Source organism: Rhizobium sp. BK512, assembly GCF_014194915.1.
Lineage (GTDB): Bacteria > Pseudomonadota > Alphaproteobacteria > Rhizobiales > Rhizobiaceae > Rhizobium.
In genome coordinates this window covers 517,840-532,211 of the sequence record NZ_JACIAS010000005.1, presented here as the reverse complement: position 1 = coordinate 532,211, position 14,372 = coordinate 517,840, and the positions used below count along the sequence as shown (strand labels likewise).

Sequence of the window (14,372 nt, the reverse complement as noted above, 5' to 3'; positions counted from 1 at the left end):
TACTCCTTCAGTTGTTCGGGCCAGAAGACCGGTGACGCCTGGCGACCGATGGAAACAAGTCGGCATGCCCATCCGAAAAAGATCGCCGGGTTCCTATCGGAACATCGCAAAAAGCGCCTTGCTTGCCTCCTGCATCGTCAGGCCGCGCCGAAACGCGCCTGTTTCGATGAAACTGACGATTTCGGCGATGACGATGGGGTTGAACATCATGAAGGTGTGCGTCGCATGAAGCACCAGATGGTCCGTCGCGCCCTCCAGCTTCGTCGATGCGACGGACACTTTCCCATCGTTGCGCCCTTCTATGATGGCGTTGAAAAGCGGATTGATGGATATATCACCCGCGATAATGCCCACTGGATAGTCCGGTAGTGGCAGAAGCTTCGGCAACGCGGCGGGGCCAGTCCCAAGCTCGCACCCGGCGGGGCCATTGATCCAATGAAATGGCGTCATCTCTCCGAAGACGTCCACGATCTCGGACCCGTTGTTCGGGGGCGCCAGCATGACAATCCGGCCAAGATTTGCAGGACGCACTTGCGCCAGCCAATAGCGGACAAGAATGCCACCCATCGAATGGGTAACGAAATTGACGCGTCCTGACCCGCACATTGCCACTGCCTCACCTATGTGGCCGGCGAGTTCGGAAATGGTCGCGCGCGTCGAAGGATATTCGTTGTTGATGACGACGTATCCGCGCCGCGCCAGAGTCTTCTCGACAAGCCGAAGGGATCCGCTGCTGCGCGCAAGGCCGTGCACCAGCACGACATTTTCCGCACGGTCCTCAGCAGCAATCATTGCCAAATCCCTCGATGTGGTTCTGAAGAAGTTGGTTTCAGAGATCCCTGGTTCGATCCAATAAATCGCGACCGGTCGCTGCGGTGAGGCCGCGATCCTTCTCGACATGCCCGGAACCGAATATTCGCCGCTTGGCAATCTCTCTCACCGTCTGAACGAATATATAGAGCAAAGGAATGGCGAGAAGGCCTACGATTGTTCCGAGCAGCAGCCCACCGAGCACGGTAACGCCGATCGCCTGGCGGCTGCCTGCTCCGGCTCCCGTCGCCACCACCAACGGCACTACGCCCAATATCGAAGCCATCGCCGTCATCAATACCGGTCTGAAGCGCTGTGACGTTCCTTCGCGTGCCGCTTCTATGATGCTGAGACCGTCTTCCCGGCGCTCCTTGGCGAATTCTACAATGAGGATGGCGTTCTTGGCCGCCAGGCCGATCAGCAGCAGCAGGCCGATCTGGGCGTAGATATTGAGATCGATCCTGCCGATCACCAGGCCCGCCAAGGCCCCGAGCACCGCGACGATCACGGACATCATCACTGCAAGCGGAACGCTCCAGCTTTCATATTGGGCGACGAGGAAGAGGTAGGTGATAATGATCCCCATGATCAGGATGATGACCGTCTGTCCACCCGCTTGCTTTTCCTGAAGCGCCAGTCCCGTCCATTCATATCCGAAGCCTGGCGGCAGCTTTTCCGTTGCGAGCGCCTCCATGGCGTTCAAGGCATCCCCGGTGCTCGCCCCCGCCGCAGCCTGCCCGTTGATAGCGGCGGATGGAAAAAGGTTGTAGCGATTGACCGAGTTTGGTCCGTAGATGGTCGAGATGGAAAGCAATCCTTGCAAGGGAACCAGATCGCCCGACTGGCTCCGCACTCTCAGTCGCTGGATGTCCTCAATGCGCGAACGGAACGTCGGCTCGTCCTGGATCCGGACTTGGTATACGCGCGAAAAAATGTTGAAATCGTCGACATAGGCCGATCCCAGATGCGCTTGCAGCGTGCTGAATATCGTCGCCGGCGAAACGCCGAAAAGCTCGGCCCGCCGCCGGTCGATGTCGAGATAGATCTGCGGCGCGTCAGCCGAAAACGTGCTGAATACGCCTGTTAACCGCTCCGTCTGGTTTGCCGCGACGATCAGCCCGCGCATCACTTCGGCAAGTTCCTCCTGACTTTGCCCGGCGCGGGCCTGAAGGCGAAAGTCAAAGCCACCGGTTGTCCCGAGACCAGGTATTGCTGGCGGATTGAACGGGACCACCGACGCTGTCGAAACCTTTCTGAACTCCGTTCGAAGTTCGTTCATCAACGCAAAGGCGCTCTGGTCCGACCCGCGTTCGCTCCACGGCTTCAGCGCCGAGATGATCATTGCCGAATTGGAGCCGCCCCCGCCTATCATGCTCGTTCCGGCAATGGCGATGGTGTTTGCAATCCCGGGCGTCCGCTGGAGCACAGTGGTGACCGTCGCGATTGTCTCCTGCGTGCGCTCGAGGGAAGCGGAATCGGGCAATTGCACGTTCATGAAGAGATAGCCCTGGTCTTCTGCCGGGACAAAACCCACGGGCAGGATGCGATAGAGACCGTAGACGCCCACGACGGTAATCATGAGAAACAGCAGACTGAGGGCAATCCTGCGGGCAAAAACCGCCAGCAAAGAAACGTAAAACCGTCGCGACGCATCGAGGCCCTGGTTTATCCTGCCGAACAGCTTCGACCGGCTCTCCTGTACCGGCCGGAGGATCAGGACGCAGAGTGCCGGACTGAGGGTCAAGGCATTGATCGTCGAGAAGGTGATCGTGATCAAGATGGTGACCGCGAACTGACGGTAGAGTTCGCCGGTTATGCCGGCGAGGAACGCAACCGGCACGAAGAGAGCGGCCAGCACCAAGGTTGTTGCAACGATTGGACCCGTAACCTGGCTCATCGTGCGTAGCGTCGCTTCACGCACGTCGACGCCCATCTCGCTCATGATGCGCTGGACATTTTCCACCACGATGATCGCGTCGTCCACGACAAGACTGATCGCGAGTATCATCGCGAAAAGCGTGATCGTATTGGCCGAATAACCCATGAGATAAAGCACGGCAAAACCGCCGATCAGCGAAACGGGTATGGTCAGCGTCGGGATGATTGTCGCGCGCCAGTCCTGCAGGAAAAAGAACACGACAAGGACAACGAGTACGAAGGTGATCGCCAATGTGACAAAAATCTCATGGATGGTCTGCCGGACGAAAGCGGTCGTGTCGAAAACGACCGTGTAGGCGAGATCATCCGGAAATTGTTTCGACAATGTCTGCAGCTCGCCAAGAACAGCGTTCGAGACTGCGAGCGCGTTTGCATCGGTCGATTGATAGACGACGACGGTCGCGCTCGGCCTGCCATTCAGGGTCGAAGCCGTATCGTAGGATTGTGCGCCGAGCTCGATCCGGGCGACGTCGCGGAGATGGACGATCGCTCCGTCCGCGTTGGTGCGGATGATGATGTTGCCGAACTCGTTTGCATCGGCAAGCCGTCCTCTGGCCATGACGGTCAACTGCAGCTGCTGACCGGTGGGTGACGGGGGCGAACCGAGCTGGCCGGCGGATGCCTGGACGTTCTGGGCCTGTATCGCCGCCATCAAGTCGGCTGCGGTTATGCCAAGGGCCTGCATGCGATCGGGATTCATCCAGATACGCATGCTGTAGGCGGGACCAAACACGCTCGCCTCACCGACGCCCGGCAGGCGGGCGATCGCATCACGGATGTTGATCATGGCATAGTTGCTGATGAAGACATCGTCTTTAGTGCCCTTCGGCGAGTAAACCGCAAAGCCAAGCAGCATGCTCGACGAACGAGTTCTGACCGAGACGCCTGTCTGTGTAACGGCAGCAGGAAGCCGAGGCGATGCCATTGACACGCGATTTTGCACATTGACCTGGGCGATCGCTGGATCCGTACCCGCCGCGAACGTAACCGTCAGACTGTAGGTGCCGTTATTGGTGCTCGACGATGACATGTAGAGCATGTCTTCAACCCCGTTCACCTGATCCTCGATCGGCGCCGCCACGCTGTCAGTCATGACGCTGGCATTCGCGCCGGGATAGCTTGCCGTGACCTGCACTTCGGGCGGTGTGATCTGCGGAAACTGGGCGACGGGTATCAAGAAGAGAGACAGGCCACCCGCAATCATCATCACAACTGCGATGACCATCGCAAATCTCGGCCTGGCAATGAAGTGCGCCGAAATGTTCATTGCGCTGAACCCGATTGCGGTTCCATAGGCGCGAGCGAGATCGCGCTGCTGTCGGCTGGAGAAACTTCCGTCGGTTCGACGACGAGGCCTTCCGAGACGTTCTGCAGGCCGTCGACGATCAGTTTCTCCCCGCCTTTAAGACCATCGTCTACTGCCCAGTTGCCGCCGATCTGCCGGGTAATTTTTATTCGACGAAGCTCGACGGCATTCTGCGCATTGACGAGCAGAACGTACTTGCCACCCCGATCCTGCTGCACCGCCCCCAGCGGCACGACAGGACGAAGCGTCTTTTCCCTTTCCGATATGATGACCGTTACGAACTGACCTGGAATAAGCAGTGCATCCGGATTGGGAAACAGCGTTCGAATTGCCAGCGTCCCCGTTGCCGGGTCGATTTCATTGCCGAAGAACTCAATCCTTCCCGGCTCCGTGTAAGGTTGGCCGTTCGACAGCCGCAGGCTGGGCTTATAGCCGCCGGCGAGCTCCTCCTTGCCAATATTGCCTCCGGCCGCACGCAGTTCGAGGATCGATCGATCGCTCACAGAGAACACAACGCGGATCGGATCCATTTCGACGACACGAGCCAATGTCGTTGAGCTGCCGCTGACGAAGCTTCCAACAGACAATTCCGCGGCTCCGATGCGGCCGTCGATCGGCGAGACTATCCGGGTGAAGCTGAGATTGAGCTCGGCCTGGCTCACGCGCGCTTGTGCCGACAGAAGGTTTGCCTGACTGGTTTCAAGGGCGGTCTGGCTTTCCTCCAGCGTCGCGCGCGAAACGGTTTGGTTGCTCAGCGATTGATTTCGCGCGACGCGGCGTTCAGCATCCGCCAATGCCGCCTGGGCGCTCGCAAGCGCTGCCCTGGCGTCCGACAGCGCTATTTCCAGGGACCGCTTGTCGATCAGGAAGAGATCCTGATCCTTCCTGACCAGTTGGCCTTCATTGAAAAGACGTTGGTCGACAAAACCTTCGATCCGCGAACGGATATCGACGGCATTGACTGCCTCCACACGTCCGACGAATTCATGTTTCGGCGAAACGTCTTGAACCGGCACGGTGAGGACGCCAACGGACGGACCAGCCTGTGCCGCCACGTTCTGCGGCACTGACATCAGAGCTGCGAACAATAACATCAGGAACGTCGGCGGAACCCGACGATGCAACTTCATCGACATGTCTCCAACAAGACCGAGAAATTCGACAACTCAAGGCGGATGGAAGCAGTCTATAAAAATTAGCAAGCGCTCAAGTTCTACTACCGGACGTGGAAAGCAGCAAGCATTACTGATGGTGCGTCCTGTCCCAATTCGGCGCTCTGGCGACGCTCGCCGGATGCAGATCCACTGCGATCAGGCCAGCGCGGCAGCGTTGCATTAGGCACATCTCTGAGCGTTCGCCGCGTGGGGGCAGCATCCGGCGATCGCGAGTTCGCAGTACCCGCGCGCGTCTGGCTTCGAGCTCCGCAAAGACTTTTTGCCGGCTGGACTTTGCGAACCTACCGATTTGGTGCCGGCCAGATGCCGGTGGCGTCATCGGCGAAGGCGACCATCGAGGCGGCAAAAGCCGGGGATTTCGTGCACCGTCTTTTCATGCTCACTGCAAGGGGCACTTTCTCATTTCTCAGTTAGTCTCATCGATTTTCGACCAGCTTGTTTGTTCGACGTCCGATCTCAAACTTAGCTGGGCCACGAGTTGTTCGACAACGCTGTCCTGGTCGTTTTTCGTGAATACGATTGCTTCGATTTCCATCCCGTCGCCGGCATCGCACAGGCGGCTTTTTATCGATCGGAACTGCAGCTTGTTGGCGTTCAGCGATTGCAGCAGCGTCGCACGGACGGCTATTTCATGATCGGTTGGGCATTTGAGCTTTATATCGTAGATAAGCTCCTGTTCTGGTGCGACTATAGACCAAGTTTCAATATACGATCCAAGCTTGGGAAGCGTGTAATTGAAGGCGACAATGAAAAGAGCCGCTTCGCCGGCCAGCAGAAGCTGCCCATAGCCAGCAAAGACGCCTACCGCGCCGGTGCTCCAGACAGTCGCGGCCGTGCTCAATCCTTTTATATTGGTGCCGTCGCGGATAATGAGACCGGCCCCAAGGAAGCCTATACCGGTAACGACTTGGGCGCCCATGCGCAGATCGAATTCGAAGCCCATCGCGCTTGGAAGCGATGCATAGGATGCGGCACCAAGGGAAACAAGCGCATGCGTTACGAGATTTGAGTTCCGCTGCTTTAAATGCCTTTCGGCGCCGATCAGCGTTCCAAGCAGCAGGGCAATCACCAGTTTGAGGAGAATTGATTGGCTGGCGTCCATATCGTCGCCTCTATGTTATCCGGTTGAGTGGCGCCTATTTCCGGGACGTCGGCCAGTGACGTCTAGTGCAAGAAACCATTTACCCTCGTGCAGAAAGAAACCAGTATCCTCTCGTCTTTCTTACTCTGAATTGGAAGTTGAAGGTTCGATCGGAGAAACCATGATAAACATCCTGCTGAAGTTACGCTTCGTCATGGCGCTTGCATCCATAGGAGTTATTGCCGCCGCGGGTTTGATGTTTTGGGAGGGCCTGCTGACATTATGGCATGCCTTTGCCTATGTGAGAACCGACCCGGACCTTGCCGTTATTGCGGCCGTCATGCGGGCCACGGACAAGCTACTGTTTGCCATCGTCCTTATCATCTTCGGCTGTGCCATCGCGCTTGGCTTTCTCATCGATCTGTCGCCCGAACGACGCGCGGCGCTGCCCGATTGGATGGTCATCGATAGTGTCGCCGAACTCAAGAACCTCTTCATCCAGATGATTATCCTCTATCTGGTCGTCCATTTCGCCACGCTCGTCGCCGAGACTGACCAGATGTTACAGTGGAACGCGTTGGTCCTCCCGATCTCGATTCTGCTATTGGCCGGCGCAATGCGACTGATCGCCGGTTCGCCTGGACACGGCACTCACGCTGAGGATGCTTCGGTTCAAAAAAAGCCACCCGCTTCCACTCCCAGCGCCGATGGTTCCTAAATTCACATCCGCAATGTTACCTGCTGCTCCTTGGGTGGAGCAGCTTTTCCGAGCCGCAGGCTCCATTCGTTCCCGCAATGTCGTACCAGTGTTAGCGGCCGACCACACATGTCGACCGAGGTCACCTGATCTGTCCAGCATACGCCGCCATGCCAGGTCGAACTGCGACGGCCGGTATCTTTGATATCTCCGGCATGGATGGTCAGCGTAGCCCCGTGAACCAACAGCATTTTCCCGCGTTTTCTGGGCAAGGAGAACGTCATGGGCCTGATCATTGAAGGTGACTATCATCGCATCGGTCGCGATTACGACGAGCCTGATGAACTCGGGCAGGCAAATGCAGTCGTCGACGAATACCTCCACTTAGTCAAAGAGAGCGATATCGGCAGGCAGCTGATTGATGAAATCGAGCTGCCCGTCCGTAAGAGACTGCTCGTGAAGGCTTTTTGCACCGTCATTGCGGCCGAGCATCGCCCGGATATGCGCGCCCTGTTAATCAGGGCAGGCCTTACGCTGGCCCAATATCAATCGGGAATCGGCGCCCGAATATTCCTCAAGCCAGGCCATGGCACCAGCACCAGCCACCAACGATCGAGGCTCTCGGCTCACCGATTGGAGGCCATCCTGTTCACCGCGGCTGCAGATCGGGTTCGGCTTGGGGATCTGTTTCTGGCCGTTGTGAAGCGCTCCCTTCATTAATGACCAGTAACAGGCAGTGTATGTCCCGGCTCGATCAATGCGGGTTGCGGCGCGCCAGGCCATGTCCCGCCGTTCTCTGTCGGGCGTATTCGAACGTTCTCTGTTCCAATAGTTGTATAAACTCGGATAGAGCGGGTGCAGCCGGTGGGCCATCTCAGCCTCGGCAAGGCCCAGATCGGGCCGACCGAGCGCACCTTGCATCCACGCCTAGAGGATAAGGATCGTGGCATCATTGGGGTTCATGGATTTCGCCTGATCGAGATGGTGGAGCGGAGCGAGCCGGCCCGGAAGCCGCGGTTGGCCGGTCGCTTGGACGAAGCGAAGTAGATCTGACCGCAGGGGGCGATAGCGGGGATGACGAGCTTGCCCTCCTGCTCAGCCTTTGACGTTCGCATGGCCAGGCCAAAATCTATTCACATGCCAGGTGATCGTCGTTCAGATCACTCTGCAAGAAAATCGGAATTGCGCATCGGGCTTGCCTCGGACAGCGCATCTCGAACGCCCGCAAGATCGAGATTGGTGCCGTAAACCGGAGTGCCGGGCTGCTGCCTCCAGGAATCCCTCAGCTTGCCGGCGTCCACGGCGTCGAACCCAATATCATCGATGAGCCTAATGAGTTTCGACTTGGCGTTTGTATCGTCACCCGCAACGGGGAGCGCAATGCGGCCCGGCGAGCCCGCCGGCTTGCCGTCGTTGAGAAGGTTCTTCCAGTTGATGTTGTTGAAGGCTTTCAGAACGGGGCGCCCGATCTGTGTTTCCACCCATTGGCTCTCCGTCAGCCCGTCCTCGATTGCAGCAATCTTCCCGTCGCGCTGGCGCGGGTAATAATTGCCCGTGTCGACGACGACGACGGCCGGATCGACGCTTTCGAAGAGATCCTGCGGCAGGTCAGGGACCCGGATTTGTGGGATGGTGACGATAACAATCTCACCGCTGCGCGCGGCTTCACGAGCCGCTACCGCCTTGGCGCCGGTTTCTTTGGCGAGAGCAGTTAGGCTCTCGGGGCCTCGGGAATTCGCGACGAAAACAGTGTGGCCGGCGGCCGTCAAGAGTCGTGTGAGAGCGCCGCCGATGTGGCCGGCACCAATGATTCCGATATTCATGACCTATTCTTTCATTTCTGGCGACCGGATGTGGCCCTTGCCACCGAAACTGGGATCGAGGGGCAACCTTGACAAGTGTACCAGGGTATCGTCTTCAGGTCGGCCATGATCACAATGGCGTGCAAGAGGCAGAGCACTTTCGAAGAGCTTGCAGATCAGCCCCTTTGCGGGGGAGCGCTCCTTCGCCTCGGCACTGGCAGCTGGTTCCGGCATTCCTTCGGGCTGCGTTGAGCTGTTGTGGCTGCATTTGTCGTGCACCTGGTCGACGACGCTCAATGAGCTGAGGCCGCGAGCGTGGCTCAAATGAGTTCAGTTCTCGCTGATTGGTCACCTTTAACGCAGCAGGCCGTCGCTGTCGAAGTCGTCCCAACCGCTCAATTCTGTCGCTGCCTTGTCAATGTTGGCTTCGGTGCGCTGCGTCTTCTTCTTTTTCCGAGAACGCGTCAGTTTCGCCTGGTGTGCAGCGCGCCTGCGGTTTTCTGCTCTTGCGGCAGCTTCTTCCTCTCGCCATTCGTCCACGGCGGCGCGGTCGAGCAGGTCTTCGACCACCCGGGGATCAAATACATGGAAAGTGATTTTTCTTGCTCGCCCCTGCAATCTGACGGTTCGCGTTCCAGCGCTCGGCAGACGGCCGTCCTCCAGCCAACGTTTCCTTTCAGAAGCTGTAATCGTCAGGATATCCTCGATCTCGCGAGGGATGATCGGAAGGTTCGAAATGTCCGCCAGCGATTCGGAGATGACCGACGCGGTCGCGCGGAACGCCGCCCTGGCAGTCTCGGGCATGGTGAGGGTCAGTGCCCCGGTCTGCATGTCGAGCGATTTTCTGACAGCGGTCGGCAGTCGGGAACGGATTTCCTGAAGGATTCCCTTGACCCGAACAGCGGATCCAAGCGTTGCAGCCACCGGCAGTGACCATTCTCTGATCAGCTCGGGATCGTCGCTTTCTTTGGTTTTCGTCTTTGTTCTGGGCATACTGCAGCAAATGGGAAGGGCAGGGTCGAGCGTCAATCGAACTCCGGCCTTTCTAACGTTTGACGAGCGAGGAGGGAACCCTGTCGTCTGTCCCGAACGAACCGATTGGACCGCCATCATTGTTGCGACCTGACGTCGGCCGCTCTCTCTCGGCCGATATGGGCTCCACCGGCGGTCACAGTCGAAAAACAAGCCCTTCAGTCGCCGGTCATGACAAGGCCCTCGATCTTACGCGGATCAACGCCGGATAGCTTCGGATGCCCAGGCGGTCGCTGGCAGTGGACGTCGATGACGATGAGCGCGAGCAAAATTGTCCTGTGTCCCATAATGGGAGCGCCGGCGCACCTCGGTTCCATAAGATAGATTACGCGATCTTTAATGCATGGCGGGTGGGTTCAATGATGAAGTGCGACCTTCGAACCAGTGGGTTGTCACTCGCAAGGAAGACGCAATGGCTCGTACCCATTCGCATATCGATCTGGATGAACGACGCAAGATCGCCCGCTGGCGAATGGCTGGCCTAGGTATCGAGATCATTGCCGAGAAGCTCGGACGGCATTTTCACCTGTTCGCTTACTTGCCGCACTGCTATGGCAATTTGAACGACGCTCGGTTTCGAGAAGTCACGCGAGGTGTAATGCACCGAAGAAAAGAGATTGCGGAGCGTGTCGTCGCACGATGGAAGGCACACGGCTTTGCGCTCGACGCTGATCCGCAATATACGCTCCTCGTCGAACTCTGGGTCGACGGCGCCATCGAGGCACGAGAAATGCGGCGCCGTTTACTGACAGTTCTGCGCGAGCAAGAGTCCGCCCGGACATCTCGATCCGCTCGGGGAGTAAATCCGCAATTGATGGAATGCAACGGGTTCGCGAACGGGTCCGAGCGCAGCCAAGCCACCGACACCAGACCATCACCTAATCTCCCCTCTTCACTCCCCGACTGAAGGAACGATCAATGGCGACGAACCCACGCAAACCGGTCAATCCACTCGATGCCGCCGAAGCCCTGTTCAAACCAGCCAAGAAGACAACGGCACCACCTGTCGAGCGACCCGCAATTCCAGTCGCGACCGAGACCGTCTCGATCAAGATCGACGGGGATGTGCTGGCATTCTTCCAGGAAGACGGACCGGGCTGGCAGGAACGCATCAACGCGGCCCTTCGAAAGACAATGGAGGCGACACGCTAGCCACTGCCCGGACAACCGACTTGGGCAATGGCGAAGCTGATCCTTCGCGGCTTCAGGCCGCTTTACGACTGGCGGCCCCAAACGCTGTCTTAATGTGCCGTCCCCAACATGGCACGGCGTATCTCCGCATGAGCAAATTCTCCCTGCGACCGCTTAAACTCCTGGTGGATGCTGCCATGCGCCAGCACGTAGGCGCGCGATGATATGTCGATTGCTTGCAGGAAGCTTTGCTCGGCCATCAGGATGGTCATGTTGCTCTTTTCGCGCAGTTGCATGATGGCGTTCAGCACGTCACGCACGACGATCGGTGCGAGACCGACCGAAGGCTCGTCGATGATGATGATCTTCGGCGACGTCATCAGCGAACGGGCGATTGCCAGCAATTGCTGCTGACCGCCGCTCATCGTGGATGCAATCTGCTTGCGGCGTTCCAGGAGAAGCGGGAAGGTCTCGAAACAATAGGCGAGATTGTCTTTCATGCGGGCAATGACGAGGGGATTGCTACCCGCAAGCTTGAGATTGTCTTCCACCGAAATGTTGGGCACCAGCCGTCGTCCTTCCGGCACAATCGACAGACCGAGGCGGACGATTTCATGTGGGCGCAGTCGGGTGAGGTCAGTCGTCCTGCCATCCCATTCCAGCAGGATGCGGCCGGCGCTTGCCTGCACGAAGCCGAGAACGCAGTTGAGCAGAGTGCTCTTGCCGTTGCCGTTCATGCCGAGCAAAGCCACCATCTCGCTTTCGTTGAGTTCCAGCGAAACGTTGCGCAACACGGCCACCGCGCCGTAGCCGGCGGACAGATTGTCGATGATCAGTCTATTCACCGAAATACACCTTCTGGACGAGCGGATTGTCGGCGATTTCGGCCGAGGTACCCGAGGCGATGAGGCGGCCGGTTTCGAAACAGACGATCCGCTGCGAAAAGCGCATCACCGCATGCATGATGTGCTCGATCATGATGACCGCTACGCCTGTCTCGTTGAGTGCAAAGAGGATTGCCAGAACCTCGTCGATCTCCTCCTCGGACAGTCCCGCCATCGCCTCGTCGGCAATCAGCACCTTAGGATTGCCGACGAGCGCGCGGGCGAGTTCCAGCTTGCGCAATTCGAGCTGCGACAGGTTTTCGGAAGGGTCGGATATCCTGTTTGCGAGCCCGACGCTTGCAAGCACCGAGTGGGCGCGCTCGGGCTTGCTGCCTTCGACATGGCAATAGTCGAGCGGCACCAGCAGGTTCTCCAGCACCGTCATGCCGGTAAAGGGCCGCGGAATCTGGAAGCTGCGGGAAATGCCGAGCCGAGCACGTTTGTGGGCTTCCACATCGGAAATATCCTGGCCCTGAAAATGCACCGAGCCCTTGTCGGGACGATAGACGCCGGTGATGCAGTTGATCAGCGTCGTCTTGCCGGATCCGTTGGGGCCGATGATGCCGAGCCGCTCGCCGGGAGTGACGTCGAGGTCAACAGGACCAAGCGCACGGAATGCGCCGAAGACTTTCTCGACACCCTTGAGGGAAAGAACCATGTCGCTCATGCCCCTGCTCGCTCCCGTCTGCGGCCAAGGACACCGGACAGTCCGCCGGGCGCGAAGGCGACGAAAGCGATCAGCACCAGTCCGACGAAGAGGATGTTGAGCTCGGAGGAAATGGTGACGGTGGCGATCTGCTGTACGGAGGCAAGCAGCAGTGCGCCAAGCACCGGTCCGGCCCAGCTCTTTGTGCCGCCGATCAGCGGCATGGCGATGGCATTGAGCCCGATGATCAGGCTGAATGCAGTGACCGGCTCGACGAAGGATGTGTAGAAGGGATAGGGAGCGCCGGCCGCAGCCAGTACGGCGCCGCTCAGGGCGCAGGCGAGCAGCTTGAGGCGCAGCGTCGGAACTCCGGAACATTCCGCCGCGTCTTCGCTCGCCCGCACGGCGCGCAGACCGCGGCCAATCCAGGAGATTTCGACGAAGCGGGCAAGAGCGACGCTCGCCACCGCGATCACCAGCATGACGGTGAAATTATACTGCGATGGGCCGGGGCTCCAGGCCGGTGGGCGCGGCCCGTAGACGGCCATACCGCTTGCACCTCCGAGCGCTGAGATATTGTGTACGAGGGTCTCCAGAACGACAACGAGACCGAGTGTGGCGATGGCGAAATAGACGCCCTGGATGCGAAGCGTCAGATATCCCATCAGCACACCGAGGATGGCGCCGACCACAGCTGCTGCGACGATGAGAACCGGGAGCGGCAGGCCGAAGGTGGTAAACAGGAAAGCGGAGAGATAGACGCCGGCGCCGACAAAGCCGGCGGCTCCGAAGTTGATGTAGCCAGCGTAGCCGCCAAGGATATTCCAGCCGGTGGCGATCGTCACATATTGCAGCACGACGTAACCGACGAAGAAATAGAACGGGTTCTTCAAAAGCCACGGCATCAGGAAGCCGACCGCCAGCACTATGAAGGCTCCGGCGAGGAAGAGGACGGAGTTCTTGCTCATCGTGCGCCTCCGAACAGGCCTTGGGGGCGTCCGGCAAGGCCGAGCAAAAGGATGGCGAATGCCGCGCCCGGAGCCCAGGACGGATTGAGATAGGAAGCAACCAGTGCCTCGGCGATGCCGATAATGATCGCGATCACCAGACTGCCGGGAATCGAGCCCATACCGGCGAGGACGATGATCGCAAAGACGCGGCCGATCTGGTAGCGGCCGGCAAAAGGTTCGATCGGCCCGACCATGATAAGCGCCGCCCCGGCAATCACGGCTGTCGCTGTCGCAATGCCGAACGCATGCCGCTTGACGGCGGCCGGATTGATGCCGGCGATCGACAATGCCCGCTCTTCGTGAGCGACCGCTCGGATCGCGGTCCCGGAACTGGTGCGAGCGAGATAGAGCGAGAGAGCCGCGATCATCAGTGGGCCAAGAAGTGCAGGGATCAGCAGCCGGTATGGAATGGTGAGAAGGCCGAGCTTCAGGCTGGAGCCGATATAGGAGGCACTGACCGATTTCAGCTCCGAGCCGAAGCCGAGCGAAAGCAGGATCTCGATCACCAGTGACAGACCAAAGAACAATGTCAGGCTCTGCAGCACATTAGCGCTGCCCCGCCGTTCGAAGACTCGGGAATAGAAGATGTAGAGCACCACGCCGAGAAGATAGAACGGCACCAGGCCGATCAGCGCTGCGACGATTGGATCAAGCCCCCATTGGCACAGGGTATAGACGAAGAAGGCGCCCGCCACGACCAGGGTCGGATGGGCGATATTGGGGATGTGAAGGATGCCGAAGGTGATCCCGAGCCCGAGGGCAAGCGCTGCATAGACGCTTCCCAGCAGAATGCCCGTCACGATGGCGTTCAGCAGAATATCGATCGAAAACATCATGGAGCCCTTGAGCCGGCCCTAAGC

13 protein-coding genes and 1 pseudogene are annotated in these 14,372 nt (G+C 58.7%); 4 read left to right on the top strand and 10 right to left on the bottom strand.

Features of this window, described 5'->3' with window-relative positions; all coding sequences use genetic code 11:
* Positions 1-93: 93 nt before the first annotated feature.
* From FHX06_RS20425 to FHX06_RS20410, 4 genes are all read right to left on the bottom strand, one after another.
* Complete coding sequence (locus FHX06_RS20425; RefSeq protein WP_183880650.1) at positions 94-792, bottom strand: alpha/beta hydrolase; 699 nt, start codon at positions 790-792, stop codon at positions 94-96.
* A gap of 37 nt (positions 793-829) precedes the next feature.
* Complete coding sequence (locus tag FHX06_RS20420; protein WP_183880648.1) at positions 830-4,015, bottom strand: efflux RND transporter permease subunit; 3,186 nt, start codon at positions 4,013-4,015, stop codon at positions 830-832.
* Positions 4,012-5,184, bottom strand: a complete 1,173-nt coding sequence (locus FHX06_RS20415; protein ID WP_113206519.1) for an efflux RND transporter periplasmic adaptor subunit — start codon at positions 5,182-5,184, stop codon at positions 4,012-4,014. Before FHX06_RS20415 ends, FHX06_RS20420 begins: the two co-directional genes overlap by 4 nt.
* A gap of 451 nt (positions 5,185-5,635) precedes the next feature.
* On the bottom strand, positions 5,636-6,331 hold the full coding sequence (locus FHX06_RS20410; protein WP_113015085.1) for an MgtC/SapB family protein: 696 nt from the start codon (positions 6,329-6,331) through the stop codon (positions 5,636-5,638).
* Positions 6,332-6,491: 160 nt separating this feature from the next.
* On the opposite strand from FHX06_RS20410, the gene FHX06_RS20405 reads away from it, so the two are divergent.
* Both FHX06_RS20405 and FHX06_RS20400 read left to right on the top strand, forming a co-directional pair.
* Complete coding sequence (locus tag FHX06_RS20405; protein WP_112970538.1) at positions 6,492-7,028, top strand: YqhA family protein; 537 nt, start codon at positions 6,492-6,494, stop codon at positions 7,026-7,028.
* 261 nt (positions 7,029-7,289) lie between these two features.
* Positions 7,290-7,727, top strand: a complete 438-nt coding sequence (locus FHX06_RS20400) for a hypothetical protein (RefSeq protein WP_113117552.1) — start codon at positions 7,290-7,292, stop codon at positions 7,725-7,727.
* A gap of 440 nt (positions 7,728-8,167) precedes the next feature.
* Here the strand turns inward: FHX06_RS20400 and FHX06_RS20395 are convergent, their stop codons facing one another.
* Positions 8,168-8,830, bottom strand: a complete 663-nt coding sequence (locus tag FHX06_RS20395; protein WP_183880646.1) for an NADPH-dependent F420 reductase — start codon at positions 8,828-8,830, stop codon at positions 8,168-8,170.
* Positions 8,831-9,163: 333 nt separating this feature from the next.
* Positions 9,164-9,802: a hypothetical protein gene (locus FHX06_RS20390; protein WP_112542746.1), complete on the bottom strand. Its 639-nt coding sequence runs from the start codon at positions 9,800-9,802 to the stop codon at positions 9,164-9,166.
* A 451-nt stretch (positions 9,803-10,253) separates the two neighbouring features.
* On the opposite strand from FHX06_RS20390, the pseudogene FHX06_RS20385 reads away from it, so the two are divergent.
* Both FHX06_RS20385 and FHX06_RS20380 read left to right on the top strand, forming a co-directional pair.
* A pseudogene (locus FHX06_RS20385) lies at positions 10,254-10,361 on the top strand (helix-turn-helix domain-containing protein); the annotation flags it as partial.
* Positions 10,362-10,759: 398 nt separating this feature from the next.
* The gene (locus tag FHX06_RS20380) at positions 10,760-10,993 is read left to right on the top strand and encodes a BrnA antitoxin family protein (RefSeq protein ID WP_183880644.1); all 234 of its coding nucleotides are present in this window, start codon (positions 10,760-10,762) and stop codon (positions 10,991-10,993) included.
* Between the two features lie 89 nt (positions 10,994-11,082).
* On the opposite strand, the gene FHX06_RS20375 is transcribed toward FHX06_RS20380, so the two are convergent.
* Genes FHX06_RS20375 through FHX06_RS20360 form a run of 4 tightly spaced genes read right to left on the bottom strand, consistent with a single transcriptional unit; the run spans position 11,083 to position 14,348 of the window.
* A complete protein-coding gene (locus FHX06_RS20375) occupies positions 11,083-11,817 on the bottom strand; it encodes an ABC transporter ATP-binding protein (RefSeq protein WP_183880642.1) in 735 nt (244 codons plus the stop codon).
* Positions 11,810-12,523, bottom strand: coding sequence for an ABC transporter ATP-binding protein (locus FHX06_RS20370; RefSeq protein ID WP_183880640.1), 714 nt, complete (start codon positions 12,521-12,523; stop codon positions 11,810-11,812). Before FHX06_RS20370 ends, FHX06_RS20375 begins: the two co-directional genes overlap by 8 nt.
* The gene (locus FHX06_RS20365) at positions 12,520-13,470 is read right to left on the bottom strand and encodes a branched-chain amino acid ABC transporter permease (RefSeq protein ID WP_113015092.1); all 951 of its coding nucleotides are present in this window, start codon (positions 13,468-13,470) and stop codon (positions 12,520-12,522) included. The genes FHX06_RS20370 and FHX06_RS20365 overlap by 4 nt, the downstream gene beginning before the upstream one ends.
* Positions 13,467-14,348: a branched-chain amino acid ABC transporter permease gene (locus tag FHX06_RS20360; protein WP_183880638.1), complete on the bottom strand. Its 882-nt coding sequence runs from the start codon at positions 14,346-14,348 to the stop codon at positions 13,467-13,469. The genes FHX06_RS20365 and FHX06_RS20360 overlap by 4 nt, the downstream gene beginning before the upstream one ends.
* Between the last annotated feature and the right edge of the window lie 24 nt (positions 14,349-14,372).

What these genes read in the sequence shown, in the direction of transcription:
- FHX06_RS20425 (WP_183880650.1), bottom strand. Translation starts at nt 792, where the DNA reads ATGATTGCTGCTGAGGACCGTGCGGAAAATGTCGTGCTGGTGCACGGC.
- FHX06_RS20365 (WP_113015092.1), bottom strand. Translation starts at nt 13,470, where the DNA reads ATGAGCAAGAACTCCGTCCTCTTCCTCGCCGGAGCCTTCATAGTGCTG.
- FHX06_RS20405 (WP_112970538.1), top strand. Translation starts at nt 6,492, where the DNA reads ATGATAAACATCCTGCTGAAGTTACGCTTCGTCATGGCGCTTGCATCC.
- FHX06_RS20415 (WP_113206519.1), bottom strand. Translation starts at nt 5,184, where the DNA reads ATGAAGTTGCATCGTCGGGTTCCGCCGACGTTCCTGATGTTATTGTTC.
- FHX06_RS20420 (WP_183880648.1), bottom strand. Translation starts at nt 4,015, where the DNA reads ATGAACATTTCGGCGCACTTCATTGCCAGGCCGAGATTTGCGATGGTC.
- FHX06_RS20360 (WP_183880638.1), bottom strand. Translation starts at nt 14,348, where the DNA reads ATGATGTTTTCGATCGATATTCTGCTGAACGCCATCGTGACGGGCATT.
- FHX06_RS20380 (WP_183880644.1), top strand. Translation starts at nt 10,760, where the DNA reads ATGGCGACGAACCCACGCAAACCGGTCAATCCACTCGATGCCGCCGAA.
- FHX06_RS20410 (WP_113015085.1), bottom strand. Translation starts at nt 6,331, where the DNA reads ATGGACGCCAGCCAATCAATTCTCCTCAAACTGGTGATTGCCCTGCTG.
- FHX06_RS20390 (WP_112542746.1), bottom strand. Translation starts at nt 9,802, where the DNA reads ATGCCCAGAACAAAGACGAAAACCAAAGAAAGCGACGATCCCGAGCTG.
- FHX06_RS20400 (WP_113117552.1), top strand. Translation starts at nt 7,290, where the DNA reads ATGGGCCTGATCATTGAAGGTGACTATCATCGCATCGGTCGCGATTAC.
- FHX06_RS20395 (WP_183880646.1), bottom strand. Translation starts at nt 8,830, where the DNA reads ATGAATATCGGAATCATTGGTGCCGGCCACATCGGCGGCGCTCTCACA.
- FHX06_RS20370 (WP_183880640.1), bottom strand. Translation starts at nt 12,523, where the DNA reads ATGAGCGACATGGTTCTTTCCCTCAAGGGTGTCGAGAAAGTCTTCGGC.